The 17503-nt window shown below is 61.2% G+C and carries 21 protein-coding genes; 12 read left to right on the forward strand and 9 right to left on the reverse strand.

Annotation, left to right across the window (positions count from 1 at the left end; genetic code table 11):
• Positions 1–80 precede the first annotated feature (80 nt).
• The 3 genes from IFT57_RS24445 (at position 81) to IFT57_RS24455 (ending at position 2440) form a co-directional block, all read left to right on the forward strand.
• Complete coding sequence (locus tag IFT57_RS24445) at positions 81–989, forward strand: choline sulfate utilization transcriptional regulator (protein WP_192152966.1); 909 nt, start codon at positions 81–83, stop codon at positions 987–989.
• 95 nt (positions 990–1084) lie between these two features.
• The gene (locus IFT57_RS24450) at positions 1085–1558 is read left to right on the forward strand and encodes a hypothetical protein (RefSeq protein ID WP_156463222.1); all 474 of its coding nucleotides are present in this window, start codon (positions 1085–1087) and stop codon (positions 1556–1558) included.
• A gap of 204 nt (positions 1559–1762) precedes the next feature.
• The gene (locus tag IFT57_RS24455; RefSeq protein WP_192152967.1) at positions 1763–2440 is read left to right on the forward strand and encodes a hypothetical protein; all 678 of its coding nucleotides are present in this window, start codon (positions 1763–1765) and stop codon (positions 2438–2440) included.
• Between the two features lie 213 nt (positions 2441–2653).
• Here IFT57_RS24455 and IFT57_RS24460 read toward each other — a convergent pair whose 3' ends face one another.
• The 3 genes from IFT57_RS24460 to trpB form a co-directional block, all read right to left on the reverse strand.
• Complete coding sequence (locus tag IFT57_RS24460; RefSeq protein ID WP_192152968.1) at positions 2654–3145, reverse strand: anti-virulence regulator CigR family protein; 492 nt, start codon at positions 3143–3145, stop codon at positions 2654–2656.
• A gap of 122 nt (positions 3146–3267) precedes the next feature.
• Positions 3268–4080: a tryptophan synthase subunit alpha gene (gene trpA, locus IFT57_RS24465; RefSeq protein WP_192152969.1), complete on the reverse strand. Its 813-nt coding sequence runs from the start codon at positions 4078–4080 to the stop codon at positions 3268–3270.
• Positions 4077–5300 carry a tryptophan synthase subunit beta gene (gene trpB, locus IFT57_RS24470; protein ID WP_192152970.1) on the reverse strand — a complete coding sequence of 408 codons (1224 nt, stop codon included), beginning with the start codon at positions 5298–5300 and terminating at the stop codon, positions 4077–4079. The genes trpA and trpB overlap by 4 nt, the downstream gene beginning before the upstream one ends.
• Before the next feature lie 106 nt (positions 5301–5406).
• Between trpB and IFT57_RS24475 the strand changes: the two genes are divergently transcribed.
• Complete coding sequence (locus IFT57_RS24475) at positions 5407–6303, forward strand: LysR family transcriptional regulator (protein ID WP_192152971.1); 897 nt, start codon at positions 5407–5409, stop codon at positions 6301–6303.
• On the opposite strand, the gene IFT57_RS24480 is transcribed toward IFT57_RS24475, so the two are convergent.
• Positions 6300–6623, reverse strand: a complete 324-nt coding sequence (locus IFT57_RS24480) for a DUF883 family protein (protein WP_122716119.1) — start codon at positions 6621–6623, stop codon at positions 6300–6302. The genes IFT57_RS24475 and IFT57_RS24480 overlap by 4 nt on opposite strands.
• A gap of 145 nt (positions 6624–6768) precedes the next feature.
• Between IFT57_RS24480 and IFT57_RS24485 the strand changes: the two genes are divergently transcribed.
• Both IFT57_RS24485 and IFT57_RS24490 read left to right on the forward strand, forming a co-directional pair.
• Positions 6769–6984 carry a dodecin gene (locus IFT57_RS24485; RefSeq protein ID WP_043191958.1) on the forward strand — a complete coding sequence of 72 codons (216 nt, stop codon included), beginning with the start codon at positions 6769–6771 and terminating at the stop codon, positions 6982–6984.
• Positions 6985–7116: 132 nt separating this feature from the next.
• A complete protein-coding gene (locus IFT57_RS24490) occupies positions 7117–7341 on the forward strand; it encodes a DUF1161 domain-containing protein (RefSeq protein ID WP_122716121.1) in 225 nt (74 codons plus the stop codon).
• 103 nt (positions 7342–7444) lie between these two features.
• Here the strand turns inward: IFT57_RS24490 and IFT57_RS24495 are convergent, their stop codons facing one another.
• Positions 7445–8446 (reverse strand): LLM class flavin-dependent oxidoreductase, encoded by a 1002-nt coding sequence (locus tag IFT57_RS24495; RefSeq protein ID WP_122796701.1) that lies wholly within the window; start codon positions 8444–8446, stop codon positions 7445–7447.
• Positions 8447–8655: 209 nt separating this feature from the next.
• Here IFT57_RS24495 and IFT57_RS24500 point away from each other — a divergent pair, with 209 nt between their 5' ends.
• Positions 8656–9081, forward strand: coding sequence for an OsmC family peroxiredoxin (locus IFT57_RS24500; RefSeq protein ID WP_122716152.1), 426 nt, complete (start codon positions 8656–8658; stop codon positions 9079–9081).
• A gap of 53 nt (positions 9082–9134) precedes the next feature.
• Entirely contained in the window at positions 9135–9368 is a 234-nt protein-coding gene (locus IFT57_RS24505; RefSeq protein WP_192152973.1) for a DUF1161 domain-containing protein, read from the forward strand.
• 43 nt (positions 9369–9411) lie between these two features.
• Here IFT57_RS24505 and IFT57_RS24510 read toward each other — a convergent pair whose 3' ends face one another.
• Complete coding sequence (locus IFT57_RS24510) at positions 9412–9825, reverse strand: PA0061/PA0062 family lipoprotein (RefSeq protein WP_122716123.1); 414 nt, start codon at positions 9823–9825, stop codon at positions 9412–9414.
• Positions 9826–9935: 110 nt separating this feature from the next.
• A complete protein-coding gene (locus tag IFT57_RS24515) occupies positions 9936–10349 on the reverse strand; it encodes a PA0061/PA0062 family lipoprotein (RefSeq protein WP_122716124.1) in 414 nt (137 codons plus the stop codon).
• Positions 10350–10432: 83 nt separating this feature from the next.
• Here IFT57_RS24515 and IFT57_RS24520 point away from each other — a divergent pair, with 83 nt between their 5' ends.
• On the forward strand, positions 10433–11518 hold the full coding sequence (locus IFT57_RS24520; RefSeq protein WP_192152974.1) for an aminopeptidase: 1086 nt from the start codon (positions 10433–10435) through the stop codon (positions 11516–11518).
• Between the two features lie 140 nt (positions 11519–11658).
• Here IFT57_RS24520 and IFT57_RS24525 read toward each other — a convergent pair whose 3' ends face one another.
• Together IFT57_RS24525 and IFT57_RS24530 are read right to left on the reverse strand one after the other, a co-directional pair.
• A complete protein-coding gene (locus tag IFT57_RS24525) occupies positions 11659–12315 on the reverse strand; it encodes an HAD hydrolase-like protein (protein ID WP_192152975.1) in 657 nt (218 codons plus the stop codon).
• A 4-nt stretch (positions 12316–12319) separates the two neighbouring features.
• Positions 12320–12865 carry a gamma carbonic anhydrase family protein gene (locus tag IFT57_RS24530; RefSeq protein ID WP_192152976.1) on the reverse strand — a complete coding sequence of 182 codons (546 nt, stop codon included), beginning with the start codon at positions 12863–12865 and terminating at the stop codon, positions 12320–12322.
• 92 nt (positions 12866–12957) lie between these two features.
• Here IFT57_RS24530 and prlC point away from each other — a divergent pair, with 92 nt between their 5' ends.
• The 3 genes from prlC (at position 12958) to IFT57_RS24545 (ending at position 17450) form a co-directional block, all read left to right on the forward strand.
• Complete coding sequence (prlC, locus tag IFT57_RS24535; RefSeq protein ID WP_192050324.1) at positions 12958–15006, forward strand: oligopeptidase A; 2049 nt, start codon at positions 12958–12960, stop codon at positions 15004–15006.
• On the forward strand, positions 15003–15260 hold the full coding sequence (locus tag IFT57_RS24540; protein ID WP_043191945.1) for a YheV family putative zinc ribbon protein: 258 nt from the start codon (positions 15003–15005) through the stop codon (positions 15258–15260). The genes prlC and IFT57_RS24540 overlap by 4 nt, the downstream gene beginning before the upstream one ends.
• Positions 15261–15380: 120 nt before the next feature.
• Positions 15381–17450, forward strand: coding sequence for a M3 family metallopeptidase (locus IFT57_RS24545; RefSeq protein ID WP_192152977.1), 2070 nt, complete (start codon positions 15381–15383; stop codon positions 17448–17450).
• Positions 17451–17503 lie beyond the last annotated feature (53 nt).

Below are 17503 nucleotides of genomic sequence, written 5' to 3' on the forward strand. Positions count from 1 at the left end.
AAGTTTCTACCGTTCACCTTGCGGTGCAGCTGTGGCTTGGTAAAGCCCATGCAGAACAATACCTAGGATAAGTAGCGCTTATGTTTACGAGCCTTGGAGAGGTGTCTCTTGACCTGTTGCGGGCTTTCGAGGCCGCCGCCAGGCTGCGAAGCTTTACCGCTGCTGCGGCCGAGCTGGGTACGACGCAGCCTGCCGTCAGCCAGCAGATCAAACGGCTCGAGGAACAACTGGCCGTCCGCCTGTTCGATCGTATTTACCGAGGCATCGAGCTGACCGACGCAGGCTACACTTTGTTCGAGGCGGTACATGGAGGGCTGCGCAGCATTGACGACTGTCTGGGCCTGATCACCACCCAAACCCAGCACGAAGTGCTTCAGGTCTCTACCGACTTCGCGTTCGCCGCCTACTGGCTCATGCCACGCCTGCATCGTTTCCACCAACGTTATCCACAGGTCGATGTCAGCCTGGTCACCAGTGAACGCAGCCACGCCATGCTCGGCCCGAACATCGACGTGGCGGTCCTGTTCGGCGATGGCCGTTTTCGCCAGGGTGAAAGCCATTGGTTGTTCAACGAAGAGGTGTATCCAGTGTGCAGCCCGCGCCTGTTGGAAGATCGAACGCTACCGCTCGGCCCTGATGCATTGCTCGAATGGCCGCTGCTGCACCTGCGCGGTGAAAGCAGCTGTCAGTGGTTCGATTGGAGCGGCCTGTTCCGCGCCTTGCACATCCCCAGTGCCCCAGCGCCGGGGCAATTGCGCTTCGACAACTACACACTGCTCATCCAGGCCGCGATTGCCGGGCAAGGCGTTGCCATCGGCTGGCGTCACCTGGTGGACGCATTGCTGGAGCAGCAACTGCTCTGCCGCCCTTTCGAAGGCGCCGCCACATCGGCGTTGGGCTATTTCGCGGTGGTGCCGCAACGCAAACGCCGTGGACAAATGGTGCAAAGGTTCGTGGATTGGGTGATGGAGGAGCAGAGCCGGCGGTAGAGGGGATATCTCACATTCACTTGGGAAACGGCTGCTACTGCACAATCGGTCGACTGGCTACCCTGCATGATCCCACCGATCAGGAATGCATCGACATGCGCCGTGCCATAGCAGTCGCCGTTGTATCTACCGCCGTTTCAGGATGTTATCTACCCATCCCTCAAGATTATCAGCCGCCTGCCCCAATCGATATCTTCACCTATACGATAATCCGCATGATGCCGGATGATCACTCGCCTTCCCTTCGTCTTGATGAAGGTAGATCCATAGGCGCTCGGGCATTTCGACCGTTGGACCATGCATCACTGGTAGCGTTTTTCAAAGGCATGAAAGGCGAATGCGTTTCTGCTCAACACGCCTCGAACCGGATTGTATGTACGGTAATCAGCGAAACCCATTTCCAGCAGCCGGATCGCAACGTCGAAAAAGTGAGCGGCTGTTGGGGCAATATCACGCTTGTTTACGGTTTCGACTATCTCGAGCCTGTTTCAGATCTATCGAATTGGTCATCCATGGACTTTTTGGCTAGTGGCATGGGGTGTATAAGCGCTTGGGCGGCTTCTCATTAGAATATGAGAAAATATTAATTATGTATTTAACTCCATAAGCCGGGTAGTGGAAGCATAGACCGCGAGTTACAGCTCTCGAAGTCATCCATCCCTTAACAGGAGTTACCCATGTCACAGCAATATCAAATCGAAGCACGTTCACATGCCATCGCCGGTCTATGGAGCCACAACTTTTGGGCGCTTCGTCACCCGAACGGATAGGTCATGGCGGAGCTACATGGCTTAGCTACCGACCGCGTCACGCTTCGTGCGGCGACAATTGGCACCTCTAACCGCCACTCGTTGAGAGCATGGCATTTTGCAGTTAAAAAACATCACGCTGAGGTGGGTGTAATAGGTCACCAGGTGACTACGGGGTATCTCTACCAAGAAGGACAGACTCGAAAAGTGGTCTTGTCCGGAGACAGCGGAAATATACTACCTCGGTGGCGTGCCGCCGTGAAGTCGATTGGGCTTATAAACGATATGAATCTCGACTACCCACCGGGGGGTATCAAGGTGATTGGCAATACAAAAAACAGCAATTCCATGTTTACAACATTTGGAGATTTGATGGGTTTGTCTCGATTTAGTTTTTGGGGTGTGTTCGAGCCTGGTATCGATAATCCCGTTTTGCATGAAGAGATTGTAAGCGCCTTAAGAGCTATGTTCGATGAAAGCTTGGATGTTCCGGTGCAGCCGTCAATGCCGGTTTTGAGCTCGCCTGTTGATAGCCTATCCGCTGCAAATTTCCCTCTGTCTGGGTCCGGTGGAGCGCCTAGCCATCTAGAGGCTGGGTATGGTCAATGGGGGCTAAATGCGCCTTTCCATGGAAGTGTTAGCATTCCATTCTTTGAGTATCACGATATGTCCGGCATTCCCAGACGCGTTTATGCCGAGTGACATTGGCTATGCGCTAGAAGTGATTCGAAGCGAATGCGCTGAATAGTTTGCTGCGTTGCTGCTATGAGTCGGCGTGGTTCTGCTGCAAGCTATGCAGCGCCTATCTCACCGTTTTCGCGGCTGTACGCCGCTCCTACAAAGAAATGCGACCGTGTAGGAGCGGCGTACAGCCGCGAAGGCGTCACGACAGGCAGTGCATCTCTAGATGGTTGATCAGTTCAACACCCCCTGCAATACCTCATAAACGATCCCGGTACCAATGGCGATCAGCACCACATCCGTGCCCATGCGGCGCCATTCGTAGCCTTCGTAACGTGGTAGATGCTTCAGCGCGGGACCGTCGAGGCGGGCACCGTAGCCGCGAGGCAGGGGTTGTCCCTTGATGGCGCGAATACTGGCGGGAGGTGGGGTGCCGGGCCGGAAGACGTCGCGGTGATCCTGAATGGTCTGGCGTACGGGGCCGAAATCCTGGGGTGGACCGCCGCGCGCAATGCCGCCACCTGGATTGCCTGGGCCACGGTTGCCTGGACCGCGCTCATCACGATCAGGCCGATCGGGTCCGCCCTGCCGCTGATGGGGTTGTTCCTGGCGTCCTTGACGTTGCTCATCCGCTCCACCCGGACCACCGGGAGCGGCTTGTACCAGCGGTGCGCAAGCGATCAACAGTGCGCCCACGCTCAGGATCAGGTTTTTTGGCATGTTCATCATGGATTTCCTTCACGGCCAAATAGCAAAAAGGGGGACCGAACACAGGTTCGATCCCCCTTGGTCTTGCCGTTTAGTCCCGTGAACCAGAGGCTAATTCCTCTGTATTGGAATCTTTACCTTCAGTTGACACGAGCCTTACGTACGCCCTGCGCCAGTTGACTGCACAGCGACAGCACATCTTCCACAGCCTGACCGTGGTGCTGGGCATGGGCGATCTTGTCCACCAGTGCCGAGCCGACCACCACGCCATCGGCCAGGCGGGCAATGGCGGCAGCCTGGTCGGGCGTACGGATGCCGAAACCAACGCTGATCGGCAGGTCGGTATGCCGACGCAGCCGCTCTATGGCAGCGCCTACGTGCTCGGTGGTAGCCGAGCCGGCACCGGTCACGCCGGCCACCGATACGTAGTAGACGAACCCGGAGCTGCGCTCCAGCACCCTTGGCAAGCGTGCATCGTCGGTGGTTGGCGTGGTCAGACGGATGAAGTCGATACCCGAGGCCTGTGCCGGGGTCGCCAATTCACCATCATGCTCGGGCGGCAGGTCGACGATGATCAGGCCGTCGACACCTGCCTCCTTGGCCTCGGCCACGAAGGCTTCGACGCCGAAGCGGTGAATCGGGTTGTAATAACCCATCAGCACGATGGGCGTGGTGCTGTTTTCGACGCGGAACTCACGAACCATCTGCAGGGTTTTCGCCAGCGTCTGACCGGCGTTCAGTGCCCGCAGGGTCGCCAACTGAATGGCCAGGCCGTCGGCCATCGGATCGGTGAAGGGCATGCCCAGTTCGATCACATCGGCGCCGGCGGCGGGCAAGCCTTTGAGGATGGACAGCGAAGCGTCGTAGCCTGGGTCGCCCGCCGTGACGAAGGTCACCAGCGCGGCGCGGCCTTCGGCCTTGAGGTCGGCGAAGCGTTGTTCAAGGCGGCTCATGCCAGTGTCTCCTGCGGGTGGGCGCCCATATGGCTCATCACGGTTTGCATATCCTTGTCGCCGCGGCCGGACAGGCACACCACCATCAGATGGTCGGCAGGCAGCGTCGGGGCGCGCTTCATGGCCTCGGCCAGGGCGTGGGCGGTTTCCAGCGCCGGGATGATGCCTTCCAGGCGGCAGGTGGCGTGGAACGCGGCCAGCGCCTCTTCATCGGTGATGCTGGTGTAGTTCACTCGCTTGATTTCATGCAGAAAGGCGTGTTCGGGGCCGATACCGGGGTAGTCCAGGCCGGCCGAAATGGAGTGCGCGTCGGTGATCTGCCCGTCGTCGTCCTGCAGCAGATAGGTACGGTTGCCGTGTAGTACGCCGGGCACGCCGCCGTTGAGGCTGGCGGCATGCTTGCCCGAATCCACACCATGGCCGGCGGCTTCGACACCGATGATCTCCACGCTGCTGTCATCGAGGAAGGGGTGGAACAAGCCCATGGCATTGGAACCGCCACCGACGCACGCCACCAGGCTGTCGGGCAGGCGGCCTTCCTTCTCTTGCAACTGCTCGCGGGTTTCCTTGCCGATGATCGACTGGAAGTCACGCACCATGGCCGGGTAAGGGTGCGGACCGGCCACGGTGCCGATCAGGTAGAAGGTGTCGTCGACATTGGTGACCCAATCGCGCAGGGCATCGTTCATGGCGTCTTTCAGAGTGCCGGTACCGGAGGTGACCGGCACGATTTCAGCGCCCAACAGCTTCATGCGAAACACGTTGGCCTGCTGGCGCTCGATATCGGTGGCACCCATGTAGATCACACAGGGCAAGCCGAAGCGTGCCGCCACCGTGGCCGTAGCCACGCCGTGCATGCCGGCGCCGGTCTCGGCGATCAGGCGCTTCTTGCCCATGCGCTTGGCCAGCAACACCTGGCCGATGCAGTTGTTCACCTTGTGCGCGCCGGTGTGGTTGAGCTCTTCGCGCTTGAAGTAGATTTTCGCCCCGCCGCAGTGTTCGGTCAGGCGCTCGGCGAAATACAGCGGGTTGGGCCGGCCGATGTAGTCACGTTGAAAGTAGGCAAGCTGCTCGAGGAATTCGGGATCGGCCTTGGCGGCTTCGTATTCACGAGCCAGCTCCAGCACCAGCGGCATCAAGGTTTCAGCGACGTAGCGGCCGCCGAAGGCACCGAACAGGCCGTTGCTGTCCGGGCCGTTGCGAAGATTGGTCTGGGTCATGCGAAGCTCCAGGGGAATTGAATGACGATGTGGCCACTGTACCCACGACAGCGACCGAAGAAAACCGATAAGATCTCGTCAACCTGTCAGGATTTCTCACAATACCATGAGCCGTGACCTGCCCCCCTTGAATGCCCTCAAGGCGTTCGAAGCCACTGCCCGGCTGAACAGCGTCAGCAAGGCGGCTGAATACCTGAGCGTTACCCACGGAGCCGTCAGTCGGCAATTGAAGCTGCTCGAAGAGCATCTGGGCATCGCCTTGTTCGTCAAGCAGGGACGTGGCTTGAAACTCACAGATGCCGGCAGTCGGCTGCGCGATGCCAGTGCCGAGGCCTTCGAGCGTTTGCGTCTGGTCTGTACGGAGCTCAGCCAGGCACAGGCGCAGGCACCGTTCGTGCTGGGATGCTCGGGAAGCTTGCTGGCGCGCTGGTTCATACCGCGATTGGGCCGGCTGAACAGCGAGTTGCCGGACTTGCGCCTGCATCTCTCGGCCGGCGAAGGTGACCTGGACCCGCGCCGTCCTGGTCTGGATGCCTTGCTGATGTTCGCCGAGCCGCCCTGGCCCGCCGACATGGACGTGTTCGAGCTGGCCGAGGAACGTATCGGTCCGGTGCTCAGCCCGCGCTTCCAGGGGTTCGAGGCCTTGCAGGGCCGTGCGGCCGGCGACTTGCTCGGGCAATCTTTGCTGCACACCACGTCACGGCCACAGGCCTGGCCCAGCTGGGCACGGCGCAATGGCCTGGATCCCGAGGCGTTGACCATGGGACAAGGGTTCGAGCATTTGTATTATTTGCTGGAGGCGGCGGTGGCTGGCCTGGGCATCGCCATCGCACCCGAACCGCTGGTGGTCGATGACCTGCGTGCCGGGCGCCTGGCCGCGCCATGGGGGTTTACGCAAACCCCGGCGCGGCTGGCACTTTGGGTCCCGCGGCGCGCCGCAGATGGGCGCGCCCGACAACTGGCGCTATGGCTTGCGCAAGAGCTCGAACGCCAGGTCGATTAGTTGCTGCGATTGCACATCAGGTAAGCGGCGATCAGGCCCAGTGCGCCGACGGCAACGCCAGCGGCAGCCCAAGGATGCTCCTGGGCGTAGTCACGGGTGGCAATGCCGGTTTCCTTGGTCTTGACCTTCACTTCTTCATAGGCGTCGCTGATCAGGCTGCGCGAATGGCTCAGCGCGGATTCCGCGTTGGCTTTCAACGCTTTGAGCACCTTGCGCGACTCCTCGGTGGAATCTTCTTTCAGGCTTTCCAGGGAGCGGAGCAGGCTTTCGATTTCTGCTTCCATGCTCTGCAGCGAAGCTTTGCGTGACGAATTTGCCATGGGTAACTCTCCTTCATTGTGATGAATAGCGTGTGTAGATTCCGACTGCGCTGCAAGATGAAAGTGCAGTGCGTGTGAACTTTTAGCGCAGAAATCCCCACACAGGTAGACAACCACTTCAGTAGTCACCCGAACGGAGAGCACCATGAGCGATCATCACACGTACAAGAAAGTTGAATTGGTAGGTTCCTCGACCACCACTATCGAAGACGCGATCAACAATGCCTTGGCCGAAGCGAGCAAGAGCATCGAGAAAATGGAATGGTTCGAAGTGACCGAAACCCGCGGTCATATCGAAGACGGTCGTGTAGCGCATTTCCAGGTCACACTCAAAGTCGGCTTCCGCATCCAGAACAGCTGACAGAAAACACGGAATCTTCTGACTGGCCGAATGCCATAGGTTGAGTTACAACACATTGCCGGCGTGTCGACCTGAATCCAGGCGGCTCGCCGTTTGTCTTTAACCGGCACTACCAGACCAGGGATGTAAGCGATGAAGCGAGTTTTATTGGCTGTGGGTTTGTTGAGCGTGGCAAGCGGCGTGTTCGCTGCAGGCAAGCCGTGCGAGGAGCTCAAGAGCGAAATCGCAGCGAAGATCGATGCCAACGGCGTGTCGGGCTACACACTGGAAGTGGTCGAAAACGTCACTCCGGATGCCGGATTCCAGGTCGTCGGTTCGTGCGAGGGCGGCACCAAGGCTATCGTCTACAAGCGCTGATGACATTGCTGCCATGACCCGCTCCCGCAGGACATCCAATCCCCTGTAGGAGCGGTCATCGGCCGCGAAACAGGCGCCGCTGTAATTTTGCCCTATGCAAGACTCAGCCCCGCATCACCTGCGCCAACAGCTCATACGACCGCAACCGGTCGGCATGTTCGTACAGATCGCAGGTAAAGATCAGCTCATCTGCCTGAGTCTGTTCCTTCAGCACATCCAGCTTGGCACGGATCTTCGCTGGTCCCCCCACCATCGCCAAGCCCAGAAAATCCCCGACCGCAGCCTTTTCATGGGGCAACCACAACCCTTCCATGCTCTTCACGGGTGGCTGCTGCACCAAAGTCTGGCCACGCATGAGGTTAAGGATGCGGCGGTAGACCGAAGTCGCCAGGTAGTCGGCATGCTCGTCGCTGTCGGCTGCCACCAAAGGCACCCCGAGCATCACATAAGGCTTGTCGAGCACCTCGGAGGGCTGGAAGTGGGCGCGATAGACGCGAATCGCCTCATGCATGTAGCGTGGCGCAAAATGCGAAGCGAAGGCATACGGCAGGCCGTACATACCCGCCAGCTGCGCGCTGAACAGGCTGGAGCCCAGCAACCAGATCGGCACGTTGGTACCGCTGCCCGGCACGGCAATCACTTTCTGGTCCGGAGTACGCGGACCCAGATAGGCCATCAGTTCGCGGACGTCGTCGGGAAAGTCGTCGGCGCTGCCGGAGCGCTCACGGCGCAGCGCCCGGGCGGTCATCTGGTCCGACCCCGGCGCGCGGCCCAGGCCCAGGTCGATACGTCCCGGATACAAGCTTTCCAGCGTGCCGAACTGCTCGGCGATGACCAGCGGCGCGTGGTTGGGCAGCATCACCCCGCCCGAGCCGACGCGGATCGACGAAGTGCCCCCCGCCAGATAGCCCAGCAGCACCGAGGTCGCCGAGCTGGCGATACCGTCCATGTTGTGATGCTCGGCTACCCAGAAACGGTTGTAGCCCCAGGTTTCGGCATGGCGCGCCAAGTCCAGCGCGTTGTGCAGCGACCGCGCCGGGCCGTGGTCGGCCCGCACCGGTACAAGGTCGAGGACGGAGTATTTCGTATCGGTCAAACCAGTCATGATCATTGGCATCCTGTGGGTATGTGGCAGGTGGGATGCCCCGCGCATCTTTGCTACCGAATATTTATTTCTTATAGACAGTGAGTATGGGCATCTCGGCTAGATTCAATGGCCAGCCATCGATATGGGATGAACTTGGCTGCGGTGGGAGCCTCTGACACTAAGTCCCGGCGCGAACCCATCGCGCTTATCAAGGAGGCTTTATGAGCATTGTGAAGAAGGCATCAGCGGTCTGGAAAGGCGATCTGAAGACCGGTAAAGGCCAGATTTCTACCCAAAGCGGCGCATTGAAAGACAATCCCTACGGCTTCAATACCCGTTTCGAAGGCCAGCCAGGTACCAACCCCGAAGAGCTGATCGGCGCTGCGCATGCCGGCTGTTTCTCCATGGCATTCTCGATGATCCTGGGCGGCGAAGGCTTCACCCCGGACGAAATCAAGACAGCTGCCGACGTGACACTCGACAAGCAGGGCGAAGGTTTCGCGATCACGGCCATCAAGCTGACCATGTCGGCCAAGATCCCGAACATCGATCAGGCCAAGTTCGAAGAACTGGCCAACAAGGCGAAGGAAGGCTGCCCGGTATCGAAAGTACTGAACGCCGACATCACCCTGAGCGCCACCCTGGAATCTTGAGGTAGCGTGCGCCCGGTTGCCTTACACTGCCCCCTCACCAGGAGAATCGAGTCATGAAGCAATTGATTTTGGCGATGGCGTGCAGTGTGTTGGCAACCACGGCGTTTGCAGCACCCAGGCCATGCGAGGATTTGAAGGCTGAAATCGAGGCCAAGATCCAGGCCCAGGGTGTCACTTCGTACACACTGGAAATTGTCGACAACCTCGATGCCAAGGATCCCAGCATGGTCGTAGGTTCTTGCGACAATGGCACGCGCAAGATCGTCTATCAGAAAAACGACGACTGATTGCGCTGCTGTGCAGTCACCCCAACGCGCTCAAGCAGCGGTCTCATGGGATGCAGTGAATCGCCCGGTCTTCGGCGACGATCTGCCGGCTTGAGTCGTACAGACGCGCACTGGCCTGCATGGCAATGGCCCTGCCCTCCAAGCGGTATCGCTGACCCGCCTTGAAACCGTCATAGCGCACGGTCAGGTAGCAGGTACGATCGAACGGGTCGTTGACCAGCCCCCCTCCGGCATACATTTCGTAGTCGAAACGCACTTCCAGCTCATGGCTGCCAGGATCTACCTGGAAGTAGCGCCCGTCATTGAGTTTGCGACCATCCAGACTTTCTGCCATGACCAGCCGACCGGTCGTGGTGAACATTTCGATCCAGGCCTTGCCAGGATCGACGGCCGGCAACGGCGGATTGGCGCAGCCAGCCAGCGTGGCGACGGTCAACAGGGCGAGCACGGCGCGCATGGAAACTCCTTGGCTGCAGGAAGAAAGTGAGCAGGACACACGTCGAGTCTAGAAGCTTTGCGTCGGCGCTGCGAGTGGCCGCCGACGGTGGGCCATGCCCGGGCGGGTACTCAGGCGCTCTGACAGCCTGCAGGTTGGGCCTGGCCTACCAGTTTGCGCTGCTCGTCGTAGAGCCTGGCCCATGGGCGAAAGCCGACGCTGCCGGCTTCCAGGAAATACCGCTGCCCCGCGTCGAAGCCGGCGTAGGTGAGGTTCAGTTCGCAGTTGCGCCACAGCGGCGCGGGCACTGGGCCGATGTTGGTCGGCTGCACGGGAAACTGCAGGCGCACGGTCAGCTCATGGCTGCCGGGCTCGACTTCGAAATAACGTGTGTCGCTCCATTCTCGCTCGTCGACCTGTGTCGCCTGCAGGGCGTTGTGCTCGTGGGCCTGCAGATCAATCCAGGCCTGGCTGGGATCCGGGTCGGGCAGACCGGCACAGCCGGCAAGTGTCAGCATGCTGCTGGCAATGATCAATGCGCGCATGGAATTCTCCTGATGGGATCGTAAGATGCAGGGTCAGCGCCGATAACACCTGCTCGCTGGCGGGCCTGGCCATGGAAAACCACATGCATGAATTCGTTGTTGTTCGTCGTTCCATTCTTGCCGCACTCGACCGCGGTTTGCGCGCTTTTGTTCCCCTGTGCCTGCTGTTCCTGCTCAGCGGTTGCACCAGCGTCGGCTATTACGGCCAGTTGATGCAGGGCCAGTGGCAGCTGTTGCAGGCACGCGAGCCGGTCACGCGGATCATCGCAGATCCCTCGCGCGACCTGCGCCTGCGCGAGCAGTTGCAGCATGCCCAGGCCGCTCGCGATTTCGCCAGCGAGCATCTGCATCTGCCGGACAACCGCAGCTATCGCCTGTATGCCGACATCGGTCGGCCGCTGGTGGTGTGGAATGTATTCGCCACGCCCCAGTTTTCCCTCGCCCCGTTGACCCACTGCTTTCCCATCGCGGGTTGCGTTGCCTATCGCGGCTACTACAGCCAGTCCGGCGCGCGGGGCGAAGCGGCGTTGCAGAAGCTGGCGGGCCGGGATGTGTACATCGGCGGCGTCGAGGCCTACTCGACCCTGGGCTGGTTCGATGATCCGATTCTCAACACCATGTTGAGCTGGGACGACGAGCGCCTGGCCACGCTGATCTTCCATGAGCTGGCGCATCAGCGCGTGTATGTGCAGGACGACACTGAGTTCAACGAGTCCTTCGCCACCTTCGTCGAGCAGGAGGGCACCCGGCAGTGGCGCGCCTGGCGCGGTTTGCCGAAGGCGGCAGGCACACCGGCGGTGCAGCGAGAGCAGTTCACCCGGCTGGTGCTCGAGACCCGCGAACGCCTGGCCACGTTGTACGCACAGCCGCTGTCGGCCGAGGCCATGCAGGCTGGCAAGGCTGCCGAGTTCGAGCGCCTGCGCCGAGACTATCGCCAGCTGCGCGATGAGCGCTGGGGTGGCGACCGGCGTTTCGATGCCTGGATGAATGGGCCGATGAACAATGCCAAGCTGCTGCCGTTCGGCCTGTATGACCAGTGGGTGCCGGCGTTCGCCGGCTTGTTCCGGCAGGTCGATGGCGACTGGCGCGCGTTCTATGCCCAAGCGCAAAAGCTGGGCAAGTTGCCGATGGACCAGCGCAGGACCGAGTTGAATCGGTTGGGCCGATGAGGTTTGCGGTGTTCTCTCGGGCCCTTTCGCGGCCATTGGCCGCTCCTACACGAAGCCTTGCGTAACCCGGTATCTATACCGCTGCACGAACCCCCGTAGGAGCGGTCAGTGGCCGCGAAGAGGCCCGCACCGTCACCGCATCATCCCGCGCCTTGCAAAAACGCCTCATGCAGCGCCTGCAACGTATCGAAATGATACGTCGGATTCTCCAGAACCAGCTCTTCCCGCGAGCCGAACCCATAGCCCACCGCCGCACAATCCAGGCCATTGAGGCGGGCGCCGATCAGGTCATGCTTGCGGTCGCCGACCATCAAGGTCTTGCCAGGCTCCAGCCCTTCCTGCTCGAGGATATGAGCGATCAGTTGCACCTTGTCGGTCCGCGTGCCGTCGAGCTCGCTGCCGTAGATGACCTTGAAGTGCTTGGCGAAATCGAAATGGCGGGCGATTTCCCGGGCGAACTCCCAGGGTTTGGATGTGGCGATGTACAAATGCCGGCCTTGCGCCTGCAATGTTTCGAGCAGCGCGATGACACCGGCGAAGATCTGGTTTTCATACAGGCCCGTGACGCGGAAGCGCTCGCGGTAGAAATTCACTGCCTGCCAGGCACGGGCTTCGTCGAAACCATAGGCGTGCATGAACTGCTCCAGCAGGGGTGGGCCAATGAAATGCTCCAGGTTGCGCAGGTCGGGTTCGTCGATGCCCAGTTTGGCCAAGGCATACTGGATGGAGCGGGTGATGCCCTCGCGCGGGTCGGTCAGGGTGCCGTCGAGGTCGAACAGGATGTTTTGATAATGCACGGGATCAGTCCTTGTCGAAGCCTTCGGCCAGGTGTTGGTCCTTGAGCTTCACGTAGTTGCCAGCGGTGTAGGTGAAGAACGCGCGCTCCTTGTCGGTCAGCGGCCGCGCCTGCCGGGCCGGGCTGCCCACGTACAGGAAGCCGCTGGGCAGGCGCTTGCCCGGCGGCACCAGGCTGCCGGCGCCGATGATCACATCGTCTTCCACCACCGCGCCATCCATGACCGTGCTGCTCATGCCGACCAGGATGCGATTGCCCAGGGTGCAGCCATGCAGCATGACCTTGTGGCCGATGGTCACGTCGTCACCGATCAGCAACGGGAAACCGTCCGGATTGAACGGGCCGGCATGGGTGATGTGCAGCACACTGGCATCCTGCACGCTGGTGCGCTTGCCGATGCGGATGCGGTGCATGTCTGCGCGAACCACGGTCAGCGGCCAGACCGAGCTGTCGGTGCCGATCTCGACGTCGCCGATGACCACCGCCGAGCGGTCGACGAAGGCGCGTTCGCCAAGGCGCGGCGTATGCTGCTGGAATGTGCGAATAGCCACGATAGGCATCCTCTGTGTTGTCGATAGCTGCGGTGAATCGCAATTGTAATTAAGATGTCCCAGTGTTTCTTCAATAGCCAAGGTGTTTAACCGTGAGCGCGAATCCCCTTCTGCAGTCCTACGACCTGCCGCCGTTCTCGGCGATCCGTGCCGAGCACGTACAACCGGCGATTGAACAGATCCTGGCCGACAACCGCGCGGCCATTGCCCACATTCTGCAAACCCAGGGCAGTCAGCCTACCTGGGCCGGCCTGGTGCTGGCCATGGACGAGCTGAACGACCGCCTGGGCGCCGCCTGGAGCCCGGTCAGCCACCTCAATGCCGTGTGCAACAGTGCCGAACTGCGCCAGGCCTATGAAGCGTGCCTGCCGGCGCTCAGTGCCTACTCCACCGAGCTGGGCCAGAACCGCGAACTGTTCCAGGCCTTCGAAACCCTGGCCAACAGCCCTGAAGCTGCAGGCTTCGACGTTGCCCAGAAGACCATTCTGGAACATTCGCTGCGTGATTTCCGCCTGTCCGGTATCGATCTGCCGGTCGATCAACAGCAGCGCTACGCCCAGGTGCAGAGCAAGCTCTCGGAGCTGGGCAGCCGTTTCTCCAACCAGCTGCTCGATGCTACCCAGGCCTGGACCAAGCACGTCACCGACGAAGCGGCCCTGGCCGGCCTGACCGACTCGGCCAAGGCGCAGATGGCTGCAGCGGCGCAGGCCAAGGGCCTGGACGGCTGGCTGATCAGCCTCGAGTTCCCCAGCTACTATGCGGTCATGACCTACGCTCACGACCGCGCCCTGCGCGAAGAACTCTATGCAGCCTACTGCACCCGGGCGTCGGACCAGGGCCCCAACGCGGGCCAGAACGACAACACGCCGGTGATGCGCGAGATCCTCGACCTGCGCCAGGAACTGGCGCAGTTGCTGGGCTACGCCAGCTATTCGGAATTGAGCCTGGCCACCAAGATGGCCGAGTCGACCGATCAGGTGTTGACCTTCCTGCGTGATCTGGCCCAGCGCAGCAAACCGTTCGCAGCCCAGGACCTGGAGCAGCTCAAGGCTTACGCCGCCGAACAGGGTTGTGCCGACCTGCAAAGCTGGGACAGTGGCTTCTATGGTGAAAAGCTGCGCGAACAGCGCTACAGCGTTTCCCAGGAGGCATTGCGCGCCTACTTCCCCATCGACAAGGTGCTGGGCGGCCTGTTCGCCATCGTGCAGCGCCTGTATGGCATCGAGATCGCCGAGCAGAAAGGGTTCGACACCTGGCACCCTGATGTACGCCTGTTCGAGATCAAGGAAAACGGCCAGCACGTGGGCCGCTTCTTCTTCGATCTCTACGCGCGCGCCAACAAGCGCGGCGGCGCCTGGATGGACGGCGCCCGCGACCGGCGTCGCACCGAGGCCGGCGAGTTGCAGAGCCCGGTGGCCAATCTGGTGTGCAATTTCACCCCGGCCGATGCTGGCAAGCCTGCGCTGCTGACCCACGACGAAGTCACCACGCTGTTCCACGAATTCGGCCACGGCCTGCACCACCTGCTGACGCGGGTCGAGCATGTGGGCGTCTCGGGTATCAATGGTGTGGCATGGGACGCGGTCGAGCTGCCCAGCCAGTTCATGGAAAACTGGTGCTGGGAACCCGAAGGCCTGGCCTTGATCTCCGGTCACTACGAAACCGGCGAGCCATTGCCCCAGGACCTGCTGGAGAAGATGCTGGCCGCGAAGAACTTCCAGTCCGGGCTGATGATGGTCCGGCAGATCGAGTTCTCGCTGTTCGACTTCGAACTGCACGCCTCCCACGGCGACGGCCGCAGCGTGATGGAAGTGCTCGACGGTGTTCGTGACGAGGTTTCGGTCATGCGTCCGCCGGCCTACAACCGCTTTCCCAACAGTTTCGCGCACATCTTCGCTGGTGGCTACGCGGCCGGTTACTACAGCTACAAGTGGGCCGAAGTGTTGTCGGCTGACGCGTTCAGCAAGTTCGAGGAAGACGGCGTGCTCAACGCCGACACTGGTCGCGCGTTCCGCGAAGCCATTCTGGCCCGCGGCGGGTCGCAGGCACCTATGGTGCTGTTCGTCGACTTCCGCGGTCGTGAGCCTTCCATTGATGCGCTGCTGCGCCACAGCGGGTTGAGTGAGGAAGCGGCAGCATGATCACCAAGAAACGCTTCATCGCCGGGGCCGTCTGCCCGGCCTGCAGCGAGCCGGACAAGCTGATGATGTGGAGCGTCGACGAAGTTCCGCATCGCGAGTGCGTGGCCTGCGGCTACAGCGACACGCTGAACGCGCAGGGCCAATCGGTGCCCAGCGAGCTGGGCACGCGGGTCAACAAGGTGGCCGTCAAGGTCGCCCGGCCCACTTCGCAACCGGTGCAGTTCTTTCCCAACCCCAAGCTCAAGAAGCCTTGAGCCAGGCGCGCCGTCGACTTGCCGCAAGGGCAGGCCGACGGCAATAGCCGGCTACCACGTCCCACACCGTTCCCATTCCTAGACTGGCGCGCCACTCACGCGTCATTCAAGGAATCGAACATGACCACCGCGCACCTGTCTGCACCGGCCGCCCTGTTGGCCGACAACCCTTTGCTGGGCAATCACGACATAGTCCCCTACCACTTGATCAAGGCCGAACACGTCGAGCCGGCCATCACCCATGTGATCGAAAGCAACTTGCGTCAGCTGGCGCGATTGCTTCCCGAGCAACTCAAGTTCCCTACCTGGGAGGGCCTGGTCAAGCCACTGGAAGACATGCACCAACGCCTGCTGGCGGTGCTGCAGCCTGAACAGTTGCTCAGTCGCCATCACCATCTCGCGGTGATCGACGCCTATGCGCGCTGTCGCGAACGGGTACAGGCCTATGAATCGGCCATGAAGCACAACCGCACCGTGCATGCCGTGTTGCAGCTATTGCAGCAAAGTCCGCAGGCGCTCGATCTGGACCCGACCCAGCAGGCAGCATTGAGCCATGCCTTGCGTGCTTCGCGCCTGGCCGGGGCAGGCACCCAACCTTCGATTCAGAGGCGCATCGGGCGCCTGCATCTGGAGCTGGCCGGGTTGTACCAGACCTTCGCCGACAACATGAGCGCAGCCAGCGAAGCCGGGGCCTTGAAGTTCGATAACCAGACCGCACTGGCAGGTATTGCTCCTGCGGTACTCGCCAGCATGGCGCTGAGCGCACGCGAGGCCGGCCTGTCGGGCTGGCTGCTGCCACTGGAGTTGCCGCTGGTGCTGGCGGTACTGAGCCAGGCCCACGACCGCGCACTGCGCGAGCAGGTGTACCGCGCCTTCTACACCCAGGCTTCAGAGCAAGGCCCGCAGGCCGGAAAACATGACAACGGACCGGTGCTGCAACGCATCCTTGCGGCCCGCGCCGAGCTGGCCGAAGCGAGTGGTTATCGCAGCTATGCCTCGCTGGCCCAGGCCACGCGCATGTTCGACGAAGCCGCCGACGTGGAGCAGCTCCTGCTGCAATTGATCGACAAGGTCCGCCCAGCGGCGCAGGCGGAGTTCGCCCCGCTGCAGGAACTGGCCGCGCTGTTCGGAGTGCCGGCGCTGCAGCCCTGGGACTGCAATTACTATCAGGAGAAATACCTGCAGATCCATCACGGTGTGACCGAGCTCAAGGTGCGCGAATACTTTCCCGTGCAGGCCGTGCTCGATGGCCTGCAGCGGCTGCTCGAGCAACTGTTCGATGTGCAGTGGCTGAAATGCCCGCCGGCACCGCGCCAGCCTGCATCGGTGCACCTGTTTCAACTCAGCGAGCAGGGACAGGTCCTGGGCCATATCTACCTGGACCTGCATACCCGGCCGAAGAAGCGCGCGGGCGCCTGGATGGAAGCCCTGCGTGACCGCCATCGTTTTGCCGACGGTCGGCTGCAGTTGCCCATTGCCCACGTGGGTTGTGAATTTGCCGCCGAGACGCCGGCGTTTCCCTGCCTGCTGAGCCTGGGCGAGATCCAGATGTTTTTCCACGAGCTGGGCCATGCGCTGCACCATGTACTGACCCGCGTCGACCATGGCAGCGTATCTGGCATCAAGGGCGTGGCCGATGACGCGGTGGAATTGCCCAGCGGCGTGTTTGAACACTGGGCCATGCAGCCCGAGGTTCTGCAGTCGCTGTCGCGACATCATCGAACCGGCGAACCGATCGGTACCGCCTTCGTCGAACAGGCGCTCGCCGCCCAGGCGCGCTTCCGTGCCCAGGCCCTGCTCTGGCAGCTCGAATACGCCCTGGTCGATTATCGTCTGCACAGCCAGAACGACACGCTCTCGGCGCAGCAGATTGGCGAACAGGTACTGGAGCAGACCCAGGTCGTCCGTCATCCCGCCTATGTGCGTTGGCTGAATACCTTCGCCCACCTGTTCACCGACGAGTACTACGCGGCCGGGTATTACAGTTATGTCTGGGCGCAGGTCCTCGCTGCTCATCTGTTCGCCCGCTTCAAGCGCGAAGGCTTGCTCTCGAGCCAGGTCGGTGGAGATTTCGAACGTCTGATTCTGGCATCGGGCGGGACGCGACCCTTTGCAGAATTGGTCGAAAGCTTCGCTGGCAGCAAGCCAGGTATCGACGCGCTGCTGCTCGATCTGGGCATCGAGACGTGATTGGGCCACGCACTGGCAGAGATGAAGACGCGGTACGGACATACTGAAACCGG

It is taken from the genome of Pseudomonas sp. CFBP 13719, assembly GCF_014842095.1.
Taxonomy (GTDB): Bacteria; Pseudomonadota; Gammaproteobacteria; order Pseudomonadales; family Pseudomonadaceae; genus Aquipseudomonas.

What these genes read in the sequence shown, in the direction of transcription:
- IFT57_RS24445 (WP_192152966.1), top strand. Translation starts at nt 81, where the DNA reads ATGTTTACGAGCCTTGGAGAGGTGTCTCTTGACCTGTTGCGGGCTTTC.
- IFT57_RS24450 (WP_156463222.1), top strand. Translation starts at nt 1,085, where the DNA reads ATGCGCCGTGCCATAGCAGTCGCCGTTGTATCTACCGCCGTTTCAGGA.
- IFT57_RS24455 (WP_192152967.1), top strand. Translation starts at nt 1,763, where the DNA reads ATGGCGGAGCTACATGGCTTAGCTACCGACCGCGTCACGCTTCGTGCG.
- IFT57_RS24460 (WP_192152968.1), bottom strand. Translation starts at nt 3,145, where the DNA reads ATGAACATGCCAAAAAACCTGATCCTGAGCGTGGGCGCACTGTTGATC.
- trpA (WP_192152969.1), bottom strand. Translation starts at nt 4,080, where the DNA reads ATGAGCCGCCTTGAACAACGCTTCGCCGACCTCAAGGCCGAAGGCCGC.
- trpB (WP_192152970.1), bottom strand. Translation starts at nt 5,300, where the DNA reads ATGACCCAGACCAATCTTCGCAACGGCCCGGACAGCAACGGCCTGTTC.
- IFT57_RS24475 (WP_192152971.1), top strand. Translation starts at nt 5,407, where the DNA reads ATGAGCCGTGACCTGCCCCCCTTGAATGCCCTCAAGGCGTTCGAAGCC.
- IFT57_RS24480 (WP_122716119.1), bottom strand. Translation starts at nt 6,623, where the DNA reads ATGGCAAATTCGTCACGCAAAGCTTCGCTGCAGAGCATGGAAGCAGAA.
- IFT57_RS24485 (WP_043191958.1), top strand. Translation starts at nt 6,769, where the DNA reads ATGAGCGATCATCACACGTACAAGAAAGTTGAATTGGTAGGTTCCTCG.
- IFT57_RS24490 (WP_122716121.1), top strand. Translation starts at nt 7,117, where the DNA reads ATGAAGCGAGTTTTATTGGCTGTGGGTTTGTTGAGCGTGGCAAGCGGC.
- IFT57_RS24495 (WP_122796701.1), bottom strand. Translation starts at nt 8,446, where the DNA reads ATGACTGGTTTGACCGATACGAAATACTCCGTCCTCGACCTTGTACCG.
- IFT57_RS24505 (WP_192152973.1), top strand. Translation starts at nt 9,135, where the DNA reads ATGAAGCAATTGATTTTGGCGATGGCGTGCAGTGTGTTGGCAACCACG.
- IFT57_RS24510 (WP_122716123.1), bottom strand. Translation starts at nt 9,825, where the DNA reads ATGCGCGCCGTGCTCGCCCTGTTGACCGTCGCCACGCTGGCTGGCTGC.
- IFT57_RS24515 (WP_122716124.1), bottom strand. Translation starts at nt 10,349, where the DNA reads ATGCGCGCATTGATCATTGCCAGCAGCATGCTGACACTTGCCGGCTGT.
- IFT57_RS24520 (WP_192152974.1), top strand. Translation starts at nt 10,433, where the DNA reads ATGCATGAATTCGTTGTTGTTCGTCGTTCCATTCTTGCCGCACTCGAC.
- IFT57_RS24540 (WP_043191945.1), top strand. Translation starts at nt 15,003, where the DNA reads ATGATCACCAAGAAACGCTTCATCGCCGGGGCCGTCTGCCCGGCCTGC.
- IFT57_RS24545 (WP_192152977.1), top strand. Translation starts at nt 15,381, where the DNA reads ATGACCACCGCGCACCTGTCTGCACCGGCCGCCCTGTTGGCCGACAAC.